Below are 22,746 nucleotides of genomic sequence, written 5' to 3'. Positions count from 1 at the left end.
CCAAAATCATCGACTCCGGCATTGTTGGAAATACAGGTGAGATTGTTTGTTTCTTTTTTGACGAGTTCGGCAATGGAATTCTCTGGAATGCCACATAATCCGAAACCTCCCAGCATTAGGGTCATTCCGTTTTCGATTCCTTGGAGTGCTTCTTGTACGTTGTTAACTTTTTTGTTGATCATATCGAGTTTTTATTCTGACTCAGATTGCTTCGTCTGTTCGAGTATTTTATTAAAAAATGCGATAGTTTTTTAATAAAATGTATCGAGAACTCTTCTATTAGAGGCTTCTCGATACAATCCCGCCCAAAAGCGGGATCACTCGAAGAGACGAATAAAAATTTTAACTTAATGGTATTTACAATTCGAATTCCTCTGTTTCTTGCTCTACAGCTGTGGTGTCTTTGACGACAGCGCGGCGGGTGTAACAATCTACTTTTATAGAAAGATTTGATGGTCTTTCGAATGGCTCTTTCGAAACTTTAAGGTTTTCGTCCTCGTAGCATTTTTTCATAAAATAGGCCCAAACTGGCAAAGCCGCCGTTGCTCCTTGACCGTAAGTCAACCCTTTGAAACGTGCTGAACGATCTTCGCAACCTACCCAAACACCAGTTACTAAGTTAGGTACCATTCCCATAAACCATCCATCGGATTGGTTTTGTGTGGTTCCCGTTTTTCCTGCAATTGGATTGGTAAACATATACGGATAACCGGTCCAGCGATTGTCTCCGCTTCCGCCACCAGAGGTTCTTAATCTTGCTCCTGAACCGCTTTCGGTAACTCCTTCGAGCAATTTAATTACTGCAAATGCGATGTCCTTGTTCAACACATCGTGAGACTCTGGAATAGGTTCGTAAATAATTAGACCACTTTTATCTTCTATTCTAGAAATGAATTGAGGTTTTACATAAACACCTTGATTGGCAAATGTACCGTACGCTGCAACCATATCTTCTACCGTGATATCTACAGCACCTAAGGCAATGGATGGCTGAGCGGGGATTTGGGATTTTACCCCCAGTTTATGGGTCAGTTCGATAACAGCTTCTGGCCCTGTTTTATCAATTAATTTTGCCGAAATGGTATTGATAGAATTGGCCAATCCTTGTTTTAACGTGACCATTCCACGGTAACTGTTGTTAGAATTTCGTGGTTCCCAATCTTCGGTTACGTGATGGCGCCCTTTGCGAATCATAAATGGGCCGTCTAGGATGGTGTCACAAGGTGACATACCCAATTGCTCGATAGCGGTGGCATAAACGAATGGTTTAAATGTAGAACCCACTTGTCTTGCTCCCTGCCCTACGTGATCGTACTGGAAATATTTATAATTGATGCCTCCAACCCAAGCTTTGATGTTTCCGGTTTGAGGCTCCATAGCCATTAAACCCGATTGCAGAAAGTGTTTGTAATATCGAATAGAATCCAAAGGTGTCATTATGGTATCTCTTTCCCCTTTCCAAGTAAATACCTTCATTTTTGTTTCTTTACTGAATGAAGCTATAATTTCCTCTTCGGATTTATCCATTTCGGTCATCACGGTCCAACGATAGGATGCTTTCATCGCTTGCTTCATAATTCGGTCGGTTTCAGCTTGCGAAATGTTTACAAAAGGGGCGTTTTTATTGGTTTTGGCTTCAATAAAAAACTGCTCTTGCAGGTTTTCCATATGTTTTTCAACGGCCTCTTCGGCATGTAATTGCATTCTGGAATCAATTGTGGTGTAGATTTTTAGACCGTCTTTGTAAATGTTATAATCAGAACCATCAGCTTTTTTATTTTCCTCTCCCCATTTTTTCAAATAGTCACGCAAATATTCTCTGAAATAAGTTGCTGTCCCTTCGCGGTGACTTTCCAATTTGAAACGAAGTGTGATTGGCAAGGCTTGTAGTTTTAGCTTTTGATCTTCGGTAATTATCCCTGATTTTTCCATTTGCGAAAGCACCACATTTCTACGGTTTTTGACACCTTGAGCATTTCTTACCGGATTGTACAAACCTGAGTTTTTAAACATTCCGACCAAAATTGCCGATTCGTCAATGGTTAAATCTTTAGGTGCTTTCGAAAAATAGGTTTGTGCCGCTGAACTAACTCCTACCGAATAATTACCAAAATCATAGACATTACAATACATGGCAATGATTTCATTTTTAGTATATTGTCTTTCAAGTCTAATAGCAATAATCCATTCCTTGATTTTTTGTACAATTCTAAAAGGCAAGAATTTTGAGCCCTCACCGTGGAATAATTGTTTTGCTAATTGTTGTGTCAAGGTACTTGCTCCTCCGCTTGTTCCAAGACTGAAAACCGCTCTTAAAGTTCCTCTGCCATCTATTCCTGAATGTTCATAAAAACGCACATCCTCGGTCGCTACGAGAGCATCAACAAGGTTTTTAGGCAAGTCGGAATATTTTAATTGCGATCTGTTTTTCTCGAAATATTTACCCAAAATAACTCCGTCAGAGGAGATGATTTCGGTAGCTAAATTTGAATCAGGATTTTCTAAGTCTTCGAATGAAGGCATCGAACCAAAAAGTCCCCAAGAGGCAAAAAGGAAAAATAATAATAATCCTCCTAGACCATAAAAGAAAATTTTCCAAAATTTATTTTTGTAGTAGTTGATATCCTTTTCTACTTTTTTTGTTTGAATATTGTTTTTTTGACTAGCCATAATAACTTCTTAATCTCTGTTTTCTATTCTAAAACCAACTTCTGTAATACCTTCTAAAGCTGTAACTCCAGGAACTTTCCCGTTTTCACGCACCGCTTGTTTGATGTTTACTTTGTATTTTCCTCTAAAGCGTACTTTTTCTTTCAAAAACAGTTTGCTTTCTTTAATGTCTGAAAAGCCATCTCCCATTAGTGAGCCGTCTGGATTGGCCATTTGATACTCAAGTGTGTCCACTTTAGTAAAACCGTTGGGCAGCTCTAATCCCACAATCAGGAAAAGATTGTTGAACGGATAGCTGTTGTTGTTTCTCAAAGTTACAAAAAGATTGTATCGTTTCGTCGAATCTAATTCGGGTAAATCAAAGCTTACTACACTGTCCTTGTGCCAAGCAGTTCCCACGGATTTGTATTCGTCGAAAACTCTTTTTTTGTCGCACGAAAAAAAGAGAATTACAACTAAAACTAGTAATGCACTATTCCTTATTCTCATTTTTAGTAATAATTATAGGTTTCCTGGCAACAACAGGATTTTTGTCGTTTGAAGTAGCAGGTTTAGCGTTATTGTTTGGCCTATTGTTATTTGGCCTATTGTTGTTCGGTCTATTATTGTTCAGCTTGTTATTATTGTTGCTATTGTTTTGCTTTTCGCCATCATTAGCTACAATTAGCTTCTCACCATTTTTGCGCTTTTTGTTCGACTTTTTCTTTTTCTTGGGTTGGTCAAAACGGGTTAAACTTTCTTGACCCATTGCGTTATTAAAGTGCTTTTCAGGTTCTTGAACAATTACAATTGCAAAATCTTCAAGCGAATTCACTTTGTTTTTAAGTTTGTTTTCGGCAATGATTTCTTTGACTTGGTCTATTTTTAATACGTGCCAATTGGCAAAATCATTGGTATATGCAAACCACATCAAGCCTTTGAAAATATCCTGTTTTTGACAAATAGCATCTCCTTTTTCGGTGATTAATTTGGTGTCAAAGTCTGGAAAACCTTTCAAGGCATCCATATAGGTGTCGAGTTCATAATTAAGGCAACATTTCAATTTACCGCATTGTCCAGCCAGTTTTTGAGGGTTCAAAGACAATTGTTGGTAACGAGCTGCCGAGGTGTTTACGCTCCTAAAATCGGTTAGCCAAGTAGAACAACACAATTCTCGTCCACAAGATCCAATACCCCCCAAACGAGCGGCTTCTTGACGCAAACCTACTTGTTTCATCTCGACTCTTGTGCTAAATTCTTTAGCAAAGTCTTTGATTAAAAGTCTAAAATCGACTCTATCATTGGCGGTATAATAGAATGTCGCTTTTGAACCATCACCTTGAAATTCAATGTCAGAAATCTTCATTTCCAGTTTTTGGGAAATAGCCAATTCACGGGCTCGAACCTTCATTGGTTCTTCTTTATCGCGTGCAGCGGACCAAATATCGATGTCTCTTTGAGACGCTTTTCTATAGACTTTAGCAATATCTGCACTAGCAGTGTTTACCCCTTTTTTCTTCATTTGAATTCGAACCAACTCACCTGTTAAAGTCACAATTCCTATGTCGTGTCCTGGAGAAGCTTCGGTTGCGACAATGTCGCCCATACTTAAAGTTAACTTTTCGGTATTGCGAAAAAATTCCTTTCTTCCGTTTTTGAAACGGATTTCTACACAGTCGAAAGGGGTTTCTCCGTTGGGCAAACTCATATTCGAAAGCCAGTCGAAAACCGTTAATTTGTTGCAGCTATCGGTACCGCAAGTCCCATTATTTTTACAACCCTTTGGAGCACCTCCATCAGAAGTTGAACAACTTGTACATGCCATAATTTTATATGTCGTATTGCGACGGGCGCAATTTAAGTTCTTAAACGTTTAGTTTGTAAAGATAGTATTTTTTTGGTTTTAGATTTTCAAGTTTTCAAAAACAAAAAAACCTCCATTTCTTTTTACGGAAATAGAGGTTTTCAAATTGAAATTTTAAGGCTTATTTATCCCACCAAACTGGCGTAATCATAGGTTTGAAATTCAATGAATAATTAGCTGCATTGGCGCTTCTTTCATTGGTAGAGTACACAATTCTTCTCATCCATTGGCCATTATTAATTGGATCCGTGTTTACTGGAATTTTTAAATTTTTGAAAGCATTGGTAGAAAAATTATATCTTCTATAATCACTGAATGTTTCTGGATTTAGAAATAATGCAATAAATTTTTGTCTCATAATATCTTTCAACTCTAAAGCTGCAGCACCTTTTGAAATAGAGGCATCGGCTACATATGCATTTTTCTCGGTAGCTAGTACTCCTATTTTATCCATATTGGCAGTAATTCCTGCAAGATAGGCAGCATAGGCAGCAGCATTAGAGCCTACAGTGGTTGGTGTTCCTCCAGCAAGAAGGAATTGAGCTTCGGCTTCGATAAACTTAGTTTCGGCAAAACTTAGAAAAATCAGTGGAGAATCTATTCTAGAATAAAAGAATTGTGTGCCGATTTTTGCTGAGGAAGGCGAACCTGTTCCGTTAGTTGTTCCTACATATCCGGCAGGCAGTAGCGGTTGAGTGCCTGTTACTCCAGAGGAATTGTAGGTTCTCATATCGACTAACATTGGTAATCTCGGATCCATTGTTACAGCTGGCGCAGCAAAAGGGAAAACACCACCAACACTTCCGTTCATATAACTGATGAAATGATTCGAAATGGCAAAAAATACGTTTCCTGTAAATAAGCCAACTTGTGAAGAATACCAAGGGTTAATGTTTACGCTGTTGTATTTTAATTGAAAATCGTCAGCATTTGAGGTAAAACCTTTAGATAAACTTGCTAATACAGCATTTGCTGTGGCGGTCGAACCATTAATTTTGGATAAGTGCAATTGAAATCTAGCTTTGAATGAATAGGCCGCTTTTACCCAGTTTGCTGTCTTTCCTCCGTAAATCAAATCTTCTCCTCCTGGAGTAAATGTCGAAGTATTAGGAGCAGAAAGCAAGGCTATAGACTCGTCTAACAACTTGATTACCTCTGTGTAAATAGCTTGTTGAGAATCGTATTTTGGATATAGTATTTCCGTTCCCATAAGAGCCTCAGAATAAGGAATATCGCCATACAAATCTGTTGTGGTTCCTATATTAATGGCTTTCAACACTTTGGCAATTCCGAGATAGTGGCTAGAATTAGTAGCTTTGGCTTTATCTTCTAATACTTGAATATTAGGTAGCGCTTGAGTATAAACTATTCTCCAATAGCCGTCTAAAGTAGCCAAAAACTGATTGTCGATTCCTTGACGATCCAAAACAACTGTCGTAATATGTTGATCCACCTGGGCAATATTTGATGCTACATTATATTGTGCGTTCATGGTGTATTTGATACAAGGTGACAATACATCTTTCATGGCAATTTGGTCGTTGGGCACCGCATTACTTGGTGTGTTAACATCAAAATAGTTATCGCTACAACTATAAATTGAGATTGCTAATAGGAGCCCTCCAGCAATTTTATATATATTTTTCATAATTCTTTTTTTTAAATTAAAAACCAATGTTTAAACCCATTGAGAAACTTTGTGTTAGAGGAATGTTTTTTCCTGAGAATCCATACACATTACTTGCTGCACCATATTGACTTCCCTCTGGGTCAAAACCTCTCCACGGTGTCCACAACAAGAAATTGTTTCCGTTGACAGATAAAGAAGCATTAGATAATTTCAATACAGAAATTAAATTACTTGAAAAGTTATAGGTCAAAGACACGTTTCTAAGTTTTATCCAAGAAGTGTCTTGAATCAATATTTCAGAAGCTCGATTGACTACTGCATTTCTCCAATACGTATTACCGTCGGTCATTATTTTTATGTCGTTTGGCACATATCCTCCAGCTCCATCGGATTTTACTCCGTCTAATACTGTTAATTCCCTTACTTCAGTCATTTTTAAAGACCCATTTCTAATACTATTCCTTTCGGCTGGGTCAAAACCTTCTCCTCCTGCTTTGTATTCGAACATGAAGCCTAAATCCCAGTTTTTATAACTAAAGTTATTGTTTAGCGTTACTACATAATCAGGAAATGCATTTCCAACATTGGTATAAAGAAGCGCGCCATTTTTATCGGTTTCTATAGTTGGCAAACCATTAGTTCCAATTAAAAGTTCTCCGTTTACATATTTCCAACTTTGTGCGTAAATGGAACCCATAGGATCACCCACTTTTACTCTAGAATATACCTCAGAAGCTCCTGCATCATTAGCAAAATCAATTTGGTCAAAACCGTTTAAAGATAACACTTCGGTATCATACGCAGTGAAGTTAACGATAGCATTCCATTTAAAAGTATTGTTTTTAATAATGTCGGCAGCTAACGTCAATTCGTGTCCTGTAGTTTTCATAGATCCATTATTATCCCAGGAGGAAGTTTGTCCTGTAGAAAACGCTAAACCTGCAGGTAAAATTTGGCCATCACTTTTTCTATCAAAATAAGTGTACTCCAATCGAAGGCGATCGCGGAAAAAGCGTAAATCAACTCCGCCTTCCCAAGTGGTGACTATCTCAGCTCGTATTTCAGGGTTTGCTCCTACAGTCCCTAGCGAAACTCCACCGATTCCATTGAAAGGAATCACATCTGGTGTGCTGTATCTTCCAATTCCAAATGGCGGAATTTTACCTACTTGTGCCCAAGACCCACGTAGTTTTCCAAAAGAAAGAAGGCTTCCGTTCTTATCCAATAGATCGTGGAAAACAAAGGCTACGTTTGTAGAGTAATAGTCGAAATCACGAGTTTCTTCAGGCAATGTTGATGCTTGGTCTCTACGAGCAGTAGCGGCAGCGAAAACGCGCTCTTTATAATCTGCTTTTAATTCAGCAAAATAACCAACTGTTCTAACTCGTTCCGTTTGCTGCTCTGAAAATTTGTTAGTAGTATTAGAAATATTATTAAAGTTACGAATTAATAAGCCTTCACCTCTTACATAATTATTGTTGGTTTCAGTATCGAATATTTGATGACCAAGCATTAACGATGTATTAAAATCACCGAATTTTTTCACGGCTGTGGCCAATAAATTAGAGTTCAAACCAGTGAAACCAATATTTTGATCTACTATAAATCCTTTAACACTAATTCCTGTGTCTAATTCAGGACCTACATATCGGTTTCTATAATCGGAATAATTATCAACACTTCCTCTATACACCACGTTTAACCACGAATTAGCTTGCCAATTCATATCGGCCGAAGCAATCCAACGGTTTACTTTGTCTGTCAAGTTACTGGTCATCGCCAAATAAACCGGTTGATCAATTGTTCCTACAGTCCAGTCCTTCATAGTTCCAGAAGGGGTCAAATAGTCATTTACATCTATCGATGGAGACCAATAGGATAACGAACTCATTACAGATTTATCACCGCCATTCGCACGAGCTCCACCAGAATTTGCATAGGTAATCGAAGTGCCAAATTTTAGTTTATCAGACATTCTATAATTACCATTAAATTTCAAGGTTTTTCTTGTATAATCACTGTTTGGAACGATTCCTGAAGATTTACTTGAGGAAGCAGAAACAAAATAATTCATTTTTTCTGTTCCGCCGCTTACACTTACATTGTTGTCGAAAGTCACACCAGTTAAGAAAAAGTCTTTATAAAAATCTCTGAAGTAGATGCTTTTGTCGTCGGCACTTGAATACTTTGGACCGTTAGTTTGAAAACCACCGTTTAATAAAGCTCCTGTTGCAGATGATGGGTTGACATTGAATGAGATTCCAGTTGGAGTATTAGCATTCATGCTTTTTACTGCAGGATAATAATCAAAAGTTCTCGGAGCTGGATTTATCGAGGTCTGTCTGTAAGAACCTTCTCTATAGGTTGATTGCAATTCAGGATATTTATTAACTTCATTCATCGTTGTACTAGAGGTGATGCTAATTTTTGTTCTTCCTTCTTTCCCTTTTTTGGTGGTAATTATGATAACTCCATTACCCGCTAAAATTCCATAAAGAGCAGTTGCTCCAGCACCTTTAAGCACTGTATAAGACTCAATATCGTTAGGGTTAATGTCGATGCCACGATTCGAAAAAGAAAATTGTTCATTACTGTTAGGAGAGTTCGAACCACTACTTGGTAAAACATTTCCAGCAATCACATTATTGGAAATAGGGTTACCGTCAATAACTATCAAAGGTTGGTTGTTACTTCCTGTATTCAAAGAGGAAACACCTCTAATCAAGATATCAACACCACCACCGGCTTCACCTGAAGTTTTACTGATAGTTACCCCAGAAACACTTCCTTGTAGCGCTTGCAGAGCATTAAGTTGTCCTGGACGTTCTACATCCGCCGCCTTGATGGTTTGATTAGCATACCCCAAGGATTTTGATTTGTTGCTAATTCCCATTGCGGTTACAACAACTTCTTCAAGATTATTATCGCCTCCTTCTTTTAATTTTACATTAAGAGTATTCCCTGTAACTTTGACCTCCTGATTTAGAAATCCGATGAAGGAAAACACTAATGTAGCTCCTCTTGAAGCTCCAATTTCATAATTCCCATCCATGTCCGTTGCAACGGCAGATTTGGTCCCTTTAACAGAAACATTTGCGCCTGGCAGCGATAAGCCATTAGCGTCTGAAACTTTACCTTTTACTGTAATATTTTGGGAATAGCTTGATAGTATTCCAACAAAAAACAGCAAAAGAATTAAATACTTTTTTTTCATTGCGGTTAATTTAATTGATTAGTTATGCAAACATAAACAAAAATATCTTAAATATTAACTGTGTTTTAACAAAAAAAAAGAATGAACTGTTTTTTTTATCACATTATCGTGTAAAATAGTTAAATTTTAATGTAGTGTCAATAGCATTAGGTTTTGCTTTCGTCTTTTGTAGTGTTCCCTTCTTGGTGTTATAATGCGAAATAAGCCGTGAGGTATCACTTTTATAGGAGCTACACAAATGTTACTGCAAAAAAAGTCCTGCGATTGCAGAAGTGGGCTCGATAATGAAATCATTTGCAGGCAACACCCCTTTGTTTTCAGCATCTTCAATCATAGCGTGACCGTAATTCTGTTTATGACGCTGACTCCAGGAATAGGTGTTTCTTATTTGATCCAAATTCGTTGTTAAATACAAATAATGAAGTGATCTGAAGAACAAACCTGCTTCCAACCGATTCTAATATCTTTTTTGCTTACATACTAAATGATACCGATTAGCAATATATAAGAGTCCAATAAATTGTACTCAATATATTGTCTATCGGCATAAACCATTGTAAAATTTTTAAATGGATTAGACCATTTTAAAATTACAATTGGTATGATTTGTAGTGATATTACAACTGCTTATTATAGCTAAATTAGAATTTGGATTTGAAGGTAACTAAACAAATCGCTATTTAAATTCTGAATTCGAATGCGGGATAGTGGCAACAGCTTATATAAAGTATCATTAGGGCCACAGAAATACCGAAAAAGCAGTAAACAAAAATGAAGTGATATTAAACATCAATCTCTAAAAACAAAAAACCATCTTAGAAAACTAAGATGGCTTTAAGAACTAAACCAAGACAATTTTATCTATTTGTGTAAAAAGAAATCGCTGGAATATTAACTGTAGCACTCGGTGCTCCAGCAGACAATCCACCTACCCGACCTCTCGAGAAAAAAGTATAAATTCTACTGCTTCTCGGGGTTAGTGTTGTAGAGGCAATTACCGTTGTAGTGCCGGCGGTGCGCAATTGAACTGCATAAGCAATTGATTCTGTTTGCAGGTTGGGTTCCATTGCAATAAATGCAGTGCTTCCAGCCAAATAACCAATATTACTAAATTTGGCAACCTCCTTTACAACCGAAGGTGTTGTAGATGTTGCAGGTACAGTTTTGGTCACAACTAGATCATAACCACCAGCGGGTGTATTGGTAATTGCATTGATGAAACGAACATAACATAACTTAGGATCCGAAGCTACGCTAAAATCATCTGCAATGGTATAATTTGTATACGCTGGAAAACCAACTAAAAAGTTAGAATAGCGTTTTCCGGCATCTAAAGTCAACTCCTCAGTCAATAAAAGACTCTCAGGAACTGTCGCGGTAGCCGGTATAACAATTTTCATACTTTGCTTTCCTGCCAATACAGAACCGTAGTTAATAGAGGCTGGAAAAGTACCCCCAACACCAAAACCTATTGGCAAACCTGTCGAAATTGCGATTGGAGTGTATTTTACATTGTCATTACCAAAGTAATTTATTGTAAAATTCGTTCCAGCTGGTCCAACTGCGGTGTGAATAAACTTTACGCTAGCAGCATTTTCAGCTACAGGTTGTTCTAATTGTTGAAACACGTGCTCATCATCACAAGACAATAATGCAATACCTACCAAAGCAGGTAAAAGTGCTCTTGTTAATTTTATAAATTTATTTTTCATTTACTTTTTTTTAAGAATTACACTAATTACGGTTGCATGAACCACATTTCTACAGTATGGTAGTCAATTTTATCTCCTCCAATAGCTTGAAGTGCGCCAAAATTCCAAACATATTCTGAATTATATCGTGGACGAACTCTATAAGGTAATTTACCATTGTTGTCCAAGAACAAACCGCCTTGTGCAGGATTAGGAACGGTATTTAATGTTGGATAAATATCGGTACCATATCGAGCTTTACGCATATCAGTCCAAGTTTCTAAATAACCAAAACCGTACAATGCAACATATTTTTGCATCATAATCATACTAAGAGTCAATTTTGTATTATCCGTTGGAACCACATCTACATTCGCTAAAAAAGCGGCTTTCTCAGCGGCAGAAATCGCAGTAGTAATTGGGAATGTAGTTCTTGCAACTGTATATTTATTTACAAAATCGATACTGTTTGAAATTGCATTTTTGTAGGTAATAAGCGCAGCGGCTTTATCTCCTTTTCGGAATTGCGCTTCTGCTTTAATAAATTGCATTTCGACGTAAGTCATTATAGGAAAATCTACATTATTACGGAACAAATAACGACCAACATCAGTAGAAAGTCCAGCAGAATATGTACCCCATAAATTAGGAATTCTGGATGTGCCAGCCGTTGCTGCAGCAGTATTTAATGGATTTCCATTGTAGGTGTATTTCGTTGGATCTGGATTTGCTGCACTAGCTGGAGCAGTTTCAGATGCACCCACTGATGGTGCAAGGACTCTACTCATTCTAGGGTCAATTGCCCCAGTAAAAATGCTACCATTCATTGCTCTAACGATAAAATCTGTTTGACGGAAACCCGCCCAGTTGTTACGTAATGGTCCAAAAAAGTTGGCATCATCTGTAATGTTTCCATTGAATTTAATAACGAAATCATCTGCTGAACTTGCCATGGCTTTGTCTACAAAGCCAATAACTTTGTCAGGGTTATAAGTCGATTTATTAGAAATACTATTGGCATTTCTAGCTAATATACCATTAACAAACTTAATCCATTTAGAACGATCTCCCAAGTAAACTTTGTCGCCTTGAGCCATATAGGAAGCATTAACGCCTCCATCTGTACGAGCTAAATCTGCGAGAGCATCCGTACAAACTTTCTGCACTTCTGCATAAGCGGTTTCTTGGTTATCATAGTCATAGTTTAGACGTTGAGTAAACACTTGGTCGAACTTCAATAGGTCACCGTGATAATCGGTTGTAATTTGCCAAGACCAGGCACGCATTGCTTTTGATGCTCCTAAAATGTCATAACGCTGTGATTCTATCGCGCCTTCTTGCAAACGAGTGATGTTGAGGCCCATTGCAAAATAGGTCATTCTCCAAATCTCTCCACTTGCATCAGAGTTTTGAACATAACCTAATCTATCCCAAGCATTTCCAGCCGTTGCATTTGAATGATACTGTGTATAACTTCCCAAATATCGAGAATCAAATTGAATCCCTCTAGCCATTTGCTGCTGAATAGGAGCAATTAAACTAATAGGGGATACTTCTGTAGGAAAACTCGGGTTGACGTTTAAATCAGTGATGTTTTCGCAACTTATGGCAGCGCAAGCAAAGCCTGCAGCTACTAATAATGTTTTTATTTTCATTTTTCTTTTCATAATCTAAAAATTAGAATCCAAATTTCATATTAAAGTTAAATCCTCTTGGCGTAGAAAGCACACCATAGTCCATACCTCCTCCACCTGCTCCACCAGTCGATGCGTTAAGACCGTTTACTGCAGGATCAGCTCCTGTATAATTTGTAACCATAAAGGCATCTGTTACAGTAAAATTAATTCCAATAGATCTGAAGAAGTTGCTTTTTGCAAAATATCTACTTGGCAATCTGTACGACAAAGTGATGTCTCTACAACGCAACCAGTTTACGTCCTTTTCGATAAAATCTGCTTCAACATAGTTTGTACTGTAATACTCTTGTTGGTAATAAGGTGTAACTTGAATGTTGTTCTGAGTTGGAGTAGTGGTATTTTCTAAACCGTCTCTAACGATGCCATTTAAAACTCTTGGTGTTTCTCTGTCCAATGTTCTAGCCGAAAGACCGTTAGCGTACAACAACAATTCTGTTCCATTATAAACATCTCCACCTTTTCGAACATCTAAAAGGAAACTTAAGCTAAACTCTTTATAGTTAAATTTGTTTTCGAAACCAATAACAAAATCTGGGTTTCTATCACCAATAATGGGAAAAGTATTGTTGTAAAGTGGTTGTCCGTTTGAACCGGATATTAGCGGTTGCCCAGCTGTATTAAACAAATAATTTCCTCCAGTAAGCGTAGTCAAAGGACTACCAACTCTTGCACCAGCTCTAACATTGGCGTACAACCAAGTATCAGACACATAATACTCAGGTAAAGTAGATGGCAAACTCAACAATTCAGTATCTGTTTTAGTAAAGTTAAGCATCATATTCCACTCAAAATTGTCAGTCTGAATAGGAATTGCAGTAAAAGTGGCTTCAAGACCTTCAACACGAGTTGTACCGAAGTTAAATGATGATACCACAAAACCTGTCCCGTAGCTTAAACGCAAGTTACGAATAATCTGGTCTGCGGTTTCTTGACGATAAACAGCAACATCTAAGCCCAAACGGTTTTTGAAAAACTTAAGCTCTGTTCCAAACTCATACGATGTTTTGAATTCTGGCTTTAAATCAGAATTGGCTCCAGTTACACCGTAAGCAAAACCTGCTCCAGTAGTTAACTGCGGCTGAAAATTAGATAAAATATCATAAGGAGAAGCGTCCTTACCAACTTGTGAATACGATGCTCTCAATTTTCCAACTGTTAACCAATCGCTATCTCGCAACGAACCAATATTGGCAAAATTAAATGCTAAGGATGCCGAAGGATAAAAGAAATCATTATCGCCATAAGGCAAAGTAGATGTCCAGTCTTTACGTCCTGTCAAGGTCAAGGCTAATATTTTGTCATAATCAATTGTAGCCTCGCCATAGAAACCAACCACTTTTTTACGAATGATTCGTTGTTGAGAACGTTGTGTTGTTGGATCAGTATTATTAATTGACAAGAAGTCTTGCTCTAAAAATTTAGACCCTGAAGTAGAATTTACAGTTTGATAATTGTAATTGATAGCATTACCTACTATTAATTTTGCATTAAATTTTCCGAATGATTTTCGTGCTTGTGCAAAAATGTTAGTATTGGTATTAGTACTGTTTGCAACATAGTTTTCAATAAAACCACCAGTAGATAATCCAGCATTAGATTGCGGATGTGTTGCTCTAAATCCTTCTTGAGCGGTAACGTCCCAGCCCGCTCTACCGGTAATACTTAACCAAGAAGCAGGGTCATAAACCAATCCAATGTTAGATACCATACGATTAGTTCTATCTTGAGCAGGGTTTTTGAATACCTCCCAATACGGGTTGTCAATTTCAGAAGCAACAGACAAATCCGTAATTCTTCTTCTAGTTACGCCATCAGCTTGCAAATAATTTCTTGCATCGTCATTTGCTGGCCATAAATACAAATTGTTTAAGAAACTTCCACCTCCTTTAGAGGCTTTGATATTAGTTGACTTTGAGTATAAAAAATTAGCATCTGACCTGAGCTTTTTCCCTATTTTGGCCGACCCGCTTAGTGTAATGTTCAAACGATCGTATGCTGTTGTTGGCACAACACCCGTTTGTTTTAAATCTGCAATAGACAAACGGTAAGTTAAAGCATCGGAACCACCTGTAAAAGTAAGGTTGTTTTGAAAAGCTATACCGGTTTCAAAGAAATTAGAAACATTATCGTAGAACTTTGTTCCAGGCGCATATGGCTCACCGAATGCTCGAGTATCAACTGTAGAATTCAATCCATTTGTTCCTCTTTGATATACTTTTTGTGTATCGGCGAAACGGTACACTTCTTCCATACGTACGTTAGAAGAAAATTCAACTGTGCCAACTCCTGCTTTACCTTTTTTGGTGGTAATGATAATTGCACCATTTCCTGCTTCAATTCCATACAACGCAGCTGCTTCTGGTCCTTTCAGTACGGTAACAGATTCGATATCGTCTGGATTAATGTCCGCACCACGATTCGTGTAATCTTGGTTACGGTTAGGGGCATCAGATATCAACAATCCTTGATTCAAAGTTTGATTAGAAACTGGCAAACCATCTACTATATATAATGGTGAGTTATTTCCGCTCAAAGAACCTACACCACGCAAAGTTACAGCAGCTGATGCTCCTGGCGCTCCAGAGGTAGACGTAACCGATAATCCGGCCACACGGCCTTGCAAAGAATTAATAAAGTTAGGGCGTTGTGTTTGCTCGATATCTTTACCAGTGACAGTTTGTTCTGCGTATCCTAAAGAGCTTTTGCTTCTTTTAATACCCAAAGATCCTGTTACAACCACCTCTTTCAGGGCTTGTGAACCTTCACTCAAAACAACATCCATTGAAGGACCTGTTATTTTCACATTTTTGGTGTCAAAACCTATAAATGTAAATTCTAAAACTGCCCCTTTTGGAGCTTTGACGGAGTACATACCATCTCCTCCAGTTGAGGAACCTTTTTTTGTTCCTTTTACAAGAACATTTACTCCCGGCAGCGAATTGCCACTAGGGTCTGATACTCTACCCTTTACTGTAATATCCTGCGAGAATCCGGTTAAGATCCCAGCAAAAAACAGCATTAGTAATAAATACTTTTTCTTCATAGTTAGTTAAATTTTTTAATTAGTGATGTAAACTTAGTAAAAAAATTTTAACGGACAACAAAATCAAAATAAAATCATAACAATTCTAGATAAAATTGTTACATTAATAAAAAACGCCTTATTTTTTGAAGAATAATGAGTGGTATGCGATAACAAAATAGGATGTTTTTCTGAATACATACTTTTTAGGAATTATAAACCTAAAGGTGTTGAAAAATCAAATAGCACGAAAAAGAAAAATCTTTGCCTGAATTAATTCCGAGTCATGAGATCAACAACTTAGGTTTCTTTTACGGAGATTATCTTAACCGGACAGGCTTTGGAAGCGAGTTCACAGCTTTCGGTTATGGTGTGATCGTGAGATTTTAAGGTAAAAAAACCCTTAGCATTGACGCTTTTTATCAAAACCGATTTGCCGTCTTTTTTGGACATTTGAAATTGAACGGGAGCCATTTCAACACAATAATTGCATCCTATGCATTTGGCTCTTTGGAGTGTTACAATTACCATTAGGCTTCTACAATTTTATATAATTTGTCCGACATTCTAATTCTAAAAGGCAATTTGAAAGTACATTCGTCGCCTTTGGTGGCTTTGTCGGCAGCGATATCGTTGACATACATTTCTTCGATAATCATTTCTTGGGCACCAGTACTTGGCCCAGTAACCAATATTTTGTCACCCACTTGAATGTCATAAGCCTCGATTTTGAACTGTCCAATCTCCGCTTTTGGAAAAAAATGGGTTCCTTTCCCCACATACACTTTTTTCTGAGTTGCCATTGAGCCCGAAACATCACTCCATTCGCCCAATTCTTGCCCTAAATAATAGCCTGACCAAAAACCACGATTGTAAACGGTTCCCAGTGCTTCCATCCAAATTGCTACTTTTTCTTTTGAAAAAGTTCCTTCGTAATAACTATCGATGGCTTCACGATAGGTTTTTATAACGGTTGCAACGTATTCTGGAGCGCGTCCACGACCTTCAATTTTCAAAACTTGAATTCCAGAATCAATCACTTGGTCAAGGAAATCCAAGGTGCATAAATCTTTTGGAGATAGTAAATATTCATTTTCAACTTCAATTTCAAAACCGGTTTCTTGGTCTGTAAGTGTATATTTCTTGCGGCAATTTTGCTTGCAAGCACCACGATTGGCAGATGAATTATCCGAATGCAAACTCAAATAACATTTTCCCGAAACCGCCATACACAAAGCTCCGTGACCAAAAATTTCAATTTCCACCAAGTTTCCGTTTGGCCCTTTGATGTCTTCTTTGATGATTTGCTCTGTGATACTTTTCACTTGACGCAAACTCAATTCACGGCTCAAAACCATCGTGTCTGCAAATAAGCTGTAGAATCTTATGGTTTCGATATTGGTGATATTCAATTGAGTCGAAATATGAACTTCCATACCAATTCCTCTCGCCATCGCAATCACCGCTTGGTCTGAAGCAATCACCGCAGTAATTTTCGCTTCTTTGGCTTTGGCCAATAATGTTTTTACTACCGACAAATCGTGGTCGTAAATAATGGTGTTTAATGTTAGATAGGTTCTGATTTTTTTGGCTTCGCAACGATTTGCAATTTCTTGTAAATCATCCATTGTGAAATTCACGGTTGCTCTGGCTCGCATATTCAATTGTTCCACTCCAAAATATACCGAATCAGCATTGTTATCGATTGCTGCTTGAAGCGATTCGAAGTTTCCTGCCGGAGCCATTAATTCTATTTTATTAGTCGTTGTCATATTAGTTTTTTTTACGGTTGAAACCGTGCGTTATCGTTTTTTATGTCTGTTTCCCACGGTTAAAACCGTGGGTTATGATAGGTGATCTCGTTGTTTTTCCCACGGTTTCAACCGTTATAATTGATAATCATTCTGAGATTTACTCTACTAAAATCTTGGTTTATAGTCATTAGCAAAAATATTCGCTTTTACTATTTATTCCATTGCCTACGGTTTCAACCATGGGTTACAGTTGCTGATGTCGTTGTTTTTCCCACGGTTAAAACCGTGGGTTATAGTCATTATTCATCTATCATTTCTTCCATTGCCCACGGTTTCAACCGTAAAATAGCAAATAGTTTATCAAGACAATCCATGTAATTTAACAAACTCATCATATTCCTCTTGCCCTTTTTTATTTAAATGATGATGCTTTTGGTTTTTAATGTAATTATAAACCGTTTCCAATTGAGATTCACTAACAGAAAACGCAGCAAACCCAGTTTGCCAAGCAAATTTTTCAAGAATTAGATTTTCTCCATTTATAGAATGAGAAGAACTTCCTTTTACCTGCTTAATAACATCTGTAATAGCTTTCTGAGGGTTTAATAAAAACAAAGCATGAACATGATCTGGCATCCCATTTATTATTCTAACTGGACATCCAAGTTCAATTAATTCCTCACGAATATAATTATAAACCTGTTTTTCAATTGAAAAATCAATTAATTCATTTCTAAATTTTGTTGCCCAAATTGCATGAATCCATATTTTATTATAAGAGTTTGGCATATTCTTAGTTTAAATTCACATAGTTAAAACCGTTTGTTCTGATTATCTTCTTTAGTATCCCACGGTTGAAACTAAGGGATATCGTTCTTGTCTTGTTTGTCTCCCACGGTTTAACCCGTGGGTTATGTTCAGAACCGAATCCATTGCCCACGGTTTCAACCGTGGGAAAATAATAATTTATTTTTTAAAAGTTAAAACCCCAGACTTTCCTTTTTTGAAAATCTTGTTGCTGTTTTTTACTCCTTTTCTAATTTCTTTTTGTTCTTCTTCAGGCAAATGAATAATGTCCTTGCATTCTGTCGAACAACACCCTTCCATAGCCGTTTTGCATTCTTCGCATTGAATGAAAAGCAAATGGCAGCCTTCATTCACACAATTGGTATGCACGTCACAGGGTTTACCACATTGATGGCATTGCGACACAATATCATCTGTAATTCTTTCGCCTAAGCGATGATCAAAGACAAAGTTTTTGCCGATGAATTTACTTTCTAACCCTTCGGCTTTCACTTGGCGTGTATATTCAATAATTCCCCCTTCGAGTTGATACACCTTTTCGAAACCTTTGTGTTTGAAATAAGCACTGGCTTTCTCACATCGAATGCCACCCGTACAATACATCAAAAGGTTTTTGTCTTGTTTATGTTCCGAAAGTTGGTCTTCGATAATGGGTAAACTTTCTCTAAAAGTGTCCACATCGGGTTTTATGGCATTGGTGAAATGTCCAATTTCACTTTCGTAATGATTGCGCATATCGACCACAATTGTGTTGGGGTCGTCCAGTAAATCATTGAATTCTTTGGCTTTAAGATGAATTCCAATATTAGTCACATCAAAAGTTTCGTCTTCAAGACCATCAGCGACAATCTTGTCACGAACTTTTATGGTGAGTTTCAAAAAAGAATAATCATCGTGTTCGACTGCAATATTGAGCCGAATTCCTTTCATAAAATCGTATTTTTCGATCGTGTCTTTAAAGGCGTAGAAATTGTCTGCCGGAAGCGATAACTGGGCGTTAATTCCTTCATTGGCAACATAAATTCGGCCTAAAACATCGAGAGAATTCCAAGCTAGAAACAATTCATTCCTGAATTGGGTTGGATTTTGTATATGCGCATAAGCGTAGAAAGACAGTGTGAGTCGCTGTTTTCCTGCCTCATCAATCAAGTGGGCTCGCTCTTCTGCGCTTAAAGTGTTGTACAGTTGCATGCTATAAACAGATTAAGTTGAGAAAAATAAAGGCACAAAGATAGGGATTTTAGATTTTAATTTTAAAATTGAAATATGAATCTTCCCACTTCTACCTTCCCACTTCTACCTTTTTAAATAGATTTTACTTATTTTTGCATCCTATTTAAATCCAAAATCCGCTTTCTTTTTGAACTTTGCGGTTAGAAAAAATTACAATGGCAAAAATACTCACCGGCGTTCAAAGTACAGGAACACCACACCTAGGAAACTTACTAGGCGCAATCATTCCAGCAATCGAATTATCTAATAATCCAGCAAATGAATCTTTTCTTTTCATTGCCGATTTGCATTCGATAACCCAAATAAAAGACGGAAAAACATTAAGAGCAAACACCTATAGCACCGCAGCAGCTTGGTTGGCCTGTGGTTTGGATGTCAATAAAGTAGTTTTTTACCGCCAATCGGATGTTCCACAAACGGCTGAATTGTCTTGGTATTTGAGTTGTTTTTTCCCTTTCCAAAGATTGACATTGGCGCATTCGTTCAAAGACAAAGCAGATAGATTAGAAGACGTCAATGCAGGATTGTTTTCCTATCCAATGCTGATGGCTGCTGATATTTTGCTGTATGATGCACAGTTTGTTCCCGTTGGGAAAGACCAATTGCAACATTTAGAAATTACTCGCGATGTAGCTTCTCGTTTCAATCACCAAATGGGTGAAACCTTTGTAATTCCTGAAGCCATCATCCAAAAAGACAGTATGCTGATTCCAGGAACCAATGGCGGAAAAATGAGCAAATCGGCCAATAACATTGTCAATATTTTCTTGGATGACAAAGCTTTACGCAAGCAAGTAATGAGCATCGAAACGGACAGCACTCCACTTGAAGCTCCCAAAAATCCTGATACTTGCAATGCTTTTGCTCTTTATGCTTTATTGGCCAATGAAGAACAAATTGCTGGAATGCGAGCCAATTATTTAGGCGGAAATTATGGTTATGGTCACGCCAAACAAGCTTTGTTTGAAATGATTGTTGAAAAATTCAAAACCGAAAGAGAGCGCTACAATTACTATATTAACAACCTTGCTGAAGTTGATTCTTTATTGAAAATTGGTGCCGAAAAAGCTGGTGTTGTAGCCAGTGGGGTTTTGGCAAGAGTGAGAGAAAAATTGGGGTTTGAGTAAAAACATTTATCGTGTAAGTCTGACACAGATTACACAAATGAGCACAAATTAATCTGTGCTCATTTGTGTAATCTAATTCAACTGTTTTGTAACTATACCCCAAGTGTAATGATTCTAACTCGCCTCAAACAATTTTTCTGGCAAAAGTCGGATCACGCCTTTGATTGCTATATTAAAAAAGAACATAAAAAACACCTGGTAAAGTAAGTATTGTTTTATAAATATTTATATCCATTTAACCCGTTGGGTGTAATTAGTTTTAATGATAATTTTTCGTCAGTTCGAGTGATTTTCGTCAGAAAATCGTATCGAGAACAAAAAAAAATTCGTTAAAAAAGATTCTCGATTAGCTTCGCTCATTTCGGCTAATGCCTCGGGTCATTTTTTGTTCCTCCCGATAGCAATCGGGATCTCACAAAAAACACTCGAATAGACGTTTTTAATAATTCTAACTAACGGGTTATCCATTTATTCTTGTAAGCAAAAACAAGTCAAAGAATACGAGAATCTTATTAAAAAAACGAATCTAAACCAAATTCAAATTAGTGAAAATACATTTGATGAATTAATTTTAAAAAAAATTAGAATTGTTTTTAAAAAATTACCGATCACAAATTCAATAAAACAAGGAAAAGACCCTAATAATAGCAAAGAAGATTATAAAATATCCTATGGGCCCGTAAAAATTGTTGAATACAAGAATAAAACCTACAATACTTTATTAATATATTTAAAAAAAAAAGACTCTTCAATCTTTGAAAATTGATGAATAAATTTTTAAAATAAGTTACCTTTGTCACTTATGTTCTTAATTCTTATTGTTTTAAGAAATATAACAAACTGAATTTTGTTGAATAAAACTACTATAATATGGATATGCTATCGAAAACTAAAGTCCTTTTATTGCTGCAATTATTAATTTGTGTTTTGTTTGTCCAAACAACTTTTGGGCAAAATGAACCTGATAAATACGAAATTAAAACCACTACCGGCAGATATAAATCAAAAGAATTCAAGTCAAATGATTTTAAAGAACTTAAAGGCGTTGATTTTAAAAATAAGCGTTTTCGACTAGTGCAATTTTATCAAATCCCGACCGATGAACTGCGAAAAGAATGGGAAAGCCAAGGAATGATTCTTACTGATTACCTTGCGGCAAATACCTATTACGCAAGTTTTGAAAAAAATTTCCTAATAAAGAAGTTGAAAGGTTTTGTAAGATCAATAATGTCCGTTGATACCCAGTTTAAAAAAGAAGCAAAATTATTTTTTAAAGGAGTTCCTGCTAGTGCTAAAAAAACAAACAGCAAAGCACAATTTATTCTAAGTTATTATAAAAATCTAAATCCACAGGATATTCTTGCGGATTTAAAATCTCGAGGCGTACAAATTCTTGAACATCGTGATTATTCTTATCAAATAGATGTTGTTTTCAATGAATCTGAGTTAGAAACAATAACCAATTTACCTTACGTTCAATTTATGGGTGCCAAGCCAGAGGATCCTGTAAATGAAACCTATGATTATAGAAATACTACAGCACGATCTAACTATTTGAATACAGGATATAACGGTTTGAATTATAACGGCGAAGGGGTAGTTATTGCCATTGGCGAAGGAAATGGCGTTGGAGATAACATTGATTTTAAAGGAAGAATAACTGAATTAGTATCTACTGTTACAACCTCTGGCCATAAAGTTGGATCGACACAAAATGCTGGTGGAGCAGGAAACATTGATCCAGCTAACAAAAACAATGCTTGGGGTGCCAGTTTGTTGAGCGTAGATAATCCTAATTATGCAACACTTTATACCTCCAATAATTTACGCTATACCAATCACTCTTTTGGTGTCGAAATAGCGGGCGGATATGATTCATTTGCAAGAAGTCACGATCTTCGAATAGCAGCTTTGCCCAATCATTTGGTTTCATACTCATCAGGTAACTCTGGTGGTGCAGTTGGATTTGCCCCTTATAATTTTGCAAATTGGTCTAATATAACAGGCCAAATGAAACAAAAACAAAAATCAAATTGCAGTTGGTGCTTTAAATCCTGA

15 protein-coding genes and 1 pseudogene are annotated in these 22,746 nt (G+C 37.0%); 2 read left to right on the top strand and 14 right to left on the bottom strand.

The features are described from left to right. From ACIQ1E_RS05185 to ACIQ1E_RS05120, 14 genes and pseudogenes are all read right to left on the bottom strand, one after another. A partial coding sequence (locus tag ACIQ1E_RS05185) for a CoA-transferase (RefSeq protein WP_396169327.1) occupies window positions 1–182 on the bottom strand: 182 nt, incomplete at its 3' end. A gap of 175 nt (window positions 183–357) precedes the next feature. Continuing rightward, a complete protein-coding gene (locus tag ACIQ1E_RS05180) occupies window positions 358–2,670 on the bottom strand; it encodes a penicillin-binding protein 1A (protein WP_396169325.1) in 2,313 nt (770 codons plus the stop codon). A gap of 9 nt (window positions 2,671–2,679) precedes the next feature. Further along, window positions 2,680–3,159 carry a gliding motility lipoprotein GldH gene (locus ACIQ1E_RS05175; protein WP_396169324.1) on the bottom strand — a complete coding sequence of 160 codons (480 nt, stop codon included), beginning with the start codon at window positions 3,157–3,159 and terminating at the stop codon, window positions 2,680–2,682. Next, window positions 3,143–4,474, bottom strand: coding sequence for a stage 0 sporulation family protein (locus ACIQ1E_RS05170; RefSeq protein WP_396169322.1), 1,332 nt, complete (start codon window positions 4,472–4,474; stop codon window positions 3,143–3,145). Before ACIQ1E_RS05170 ends, ACIQ1E_RS05175 begins: the two co-directional genes overlap by 17 nt. A 160-nt stretch (window positions 4,475–4,634) precedes the next feature. Beyond that, window positions 4,635–6,161 carry a SusD/RagB family nutrient-binding outer membrane lipoprotein gene (locus tag ACIQ1E_RS05165; protein WP_396169320.1) on the bottom strand — a complete coding sequence of 509 codons (1,527 nt, stop codon included), beginning with the start codon at window positions 6,159–6,161 and terminating at the stop codon, window positions 4,635–4,637. A gap of 16 nt (window positions 6,162–6,177) precedes the next feature. Next, complete coding sequence (locus tag ACIQ1E_RS05160) at window positions 6,178–9,357, bottom strand: SusC/RagA family TonB-linked outer membrane protein (RefSeq protein ID WP_396169318.1); 3,180 nt, start codon at window positions 9,355–9,357, stop codon at window positions 6,178–6,180. Window positions 9,358–9,598: 241 nt separating this feature from the next. Further along, complete coding sequence (locus tag ACIQ1E_RS05155; RefSeq protein WP_396169316.1) at window positions 9,599–9,754, bottom strand: hypothetical protein; 156 nt, start codon at window positions 9,752–9,754, stop codon at window positions 9,599–9,601. A gap of 460 nt (window positions 9,755–10,214) precedes the next feature. Next, the gene (locus ACIQ1E_RS05150) at window positions 10,215–11,069 is read right to left on the bottom strand and encodes a hypothetical protein (protein ID WP_396169314.1); all 855 of its coding nucleotides are present in this window, start codon (window positions 11,067–11,069) and stop codon (window positions 10,215–10,217) included. A 26-nt stretch (window positions 11,070–11,095) separates the two neighbouring features. Then, entirely contained in the window at window positions 11,096–12,703 is a 1,608-nt protein-coding gene (locus ACIQ1E_RS05145) for a SusD/RagB family nutrient-binding outer membrane lipoprotein (RefSeq protein WP_396169312.1), read from the bottom strand. Window positions 12,704–12,725: 22 nt separating this feature from the next. Further along, complete coding sequence (locus ACIQ1E_RS05140) at window positions 12,726–15,788, bottom strand: SusC/RagA family TonB-linked outer membrane protein (protein WP_396169310.1); 3,063 nt, start codon at window positions 15,786–15,788, stop codon at window positions 12,726–12,728. A 279-nt stretch (window positions 15,789–16,067) separates the two neighbouring features. Continuing rightward, window positions 16,068–16,298 carry a ferredoxin gene (locus ACIQ1E_RS05135; RefSeq protein ID WP_396169308.1) on the bottom strand — a complete coding sequence of 77 codons (231 nt, stop codon included), beginning with the start codon at window positions 16,296–16,298 and terminating at the stop codon, window positions 16,068–16,070. Further along, window positions 16,298–17,539, bottom strand: a complete 1,242-nt coding sequence (locus ACIQ1E_RS05130) for a peptidase U32 family protein (RefSeq protein WP_396169307.1) — start codon at window positions 17,537–17,539, stop codon at window positions 16,298–16,300. The genes ACIQ1E_RS05135 and ACIQ1E_RS05130 overlap by 1 nt, the downstream gene beginning before the upstream one ends. Before the next feature lie 342 nt (window positions 17,540–17,881). After that, a complete protein-coding gene (gene tnpA, locus ACIQ1E_RS05125) occupies window positions 17,882–18,310 on the bottom strand; it encodes an IS200/IS605 family transposase (RefSeq protein ID WP_396169306.1) in 429 nt (142 codons plus the stop codon). A gap of 183 nt (window positions 18,311–18,493) precedes the next feature. After that, a pseudogene (locus ACIQ1E_RS05120) lies at window positions 18,494–19,519 on the bottom strand (rhodanese-related sulfurtransferase); the annotation flags it as partial. Window positions 19,520–19,716: 197 nt separating this feature from the next. On the opposite strand from ACIQ1E_RS05120, the gene trpS reads away from it, so the two are divergent. After that, window positions 19,717–20,688 (top strand): tryptophan--tRNA ligase, encoded by a 972-nt coding sequence (gene trpS, locus ACIQ1E_RS05115; RefSeq protein ID WP_396169304.1) that lies wholly within the window; start codon window positions 19,717–19,719, stop codon window positions 20,686–20,688. An 870-nt stretch (window positions 20,689–21,558) separates the two neighbouring features. Further along, window positions 21,559–22,746, top strand: coding sequence for a hypothetical protein (locus ACIQ1E_RS05110; protein WP_396169302.1), 1,188 nt, complete (start codon window positions 21,559–21,561; stop codon window positions 22,744–22,746).

The sequence above is a fragment of the Flavobacterium sp. genome (assembly GCF_044348915.1).
Classification (GTDB): domain Bacteria; phylum Bacteroidota; class Bacteroidia; order Flavobacteriales; family Flavobacteriaceae; genus Flavobacterium.
The sequence above is the reverse complement of the archived record's forward strand: the minus strand, read 5'-3'. Positions and strand labels throughout refer to the sequence as shown.

What these genes read in the sequence shown, in the direction of transcription:
- ACIQ1E_RS05110 (WP_396169302.1), top strand. Translation starts at nt 21,559, where the DNA reads ATGGATATGCTATCGAAAACTAAAGTCCTTTTATTGCTGCAATTATTA.
- ACIQ1E_RS05130 (WP_396169307.1), bottom strand. Translation starts at nt 17,539, where the DNA reads ATGACAACGACTAATAAAATAGAATTAATGGCTCCGGCAGGAAACTTC.
- ACIQ1E_RS05170 (WP_396169322.1), bottom strand. Translation starts at nt 4,474, where the DNA reads ATGGCATGTACAAGTTGTTCAACTTCTGATGGAGGTGCTCCAAAGGGT.
- ACIQ1E_RS05175 (WP_396169324.1), bottom strand. Translation starts at nt 3,159, where the DNA reads ATGAGAATAAGGAATAGTGCATTACTAGTTTTAGTTGTAATTCTCTTT.
- ACIQ1E_RS05145 (WP_396169312.1), bottom strand. Translation starts at nt 12,703, where the DNA reads ATGAAAATAAAAACATTATTAGTAGCTGCAGGCTTTGCTTGCGCTGCC.
- ACIQ1E_RS05180 (WP_396169325.1), bottom strand. Translation starts at nt 2,670, where the DNA reads ATGGCTAGTCAAAAAAACAATATTCAAACAAAAAAAGTAGAAAAGGAT.
- ACIQ1E_RS05140 (WP_396169310.1), bottom strand. Translation starts at nt 15,788, where the DNA reads ATGAAGAAAAAGTATTTATTACTAATGCTGTTTTTTGCTGGGATCTTA.
- ACIQ1E_RS05135 (WP_396169308.1), bottom strand. Translation starts at nt 16,298, where the DNA reads ATGGTAATTGTAACACTCCAAAGAGCCAAATGCATAGGATGCAATTAT.
- trpS (WP_396169304.1), top strand. Translation starts at nt 19,717, where the DNA reads ATGGCAAAAATACTCACCGGCGTTCAAAGTACAGGAACACCACACCTA.
- tnpA (WP_396169306.1), bottom strand. Translation starts at nt 18,310, where the DNA reads ATGCCAAACTCTTATAATAAAATATGGATTCATGCAATTTGGGCAACA.
- ACIQ1E_RS05165 (WP_396169320.1), bottom strand. Translation starts at nt 6,161, where the DNA reads ATGAAAAATATATATAAAATTGCTGGAGGGCTCCTATTAGCAATCTCA.
- ACIQ1E_RS05150 (WP_396169314.1), bottom strand. Translation starts at nt 11,069, where the DNA reads ATGAAAAATAAATTTATAAAATTAACAAGAGCACTTTTACCTGCTTTG.
- ACIQ1E_RS05160 (WP_396169318.1), bottom strand. Translation starts at nt 9,357, where the DNA reads ATGAAAAAAAAGTATTTAATTCTTTTGCTGTTTTTTGTTGGAATACTA.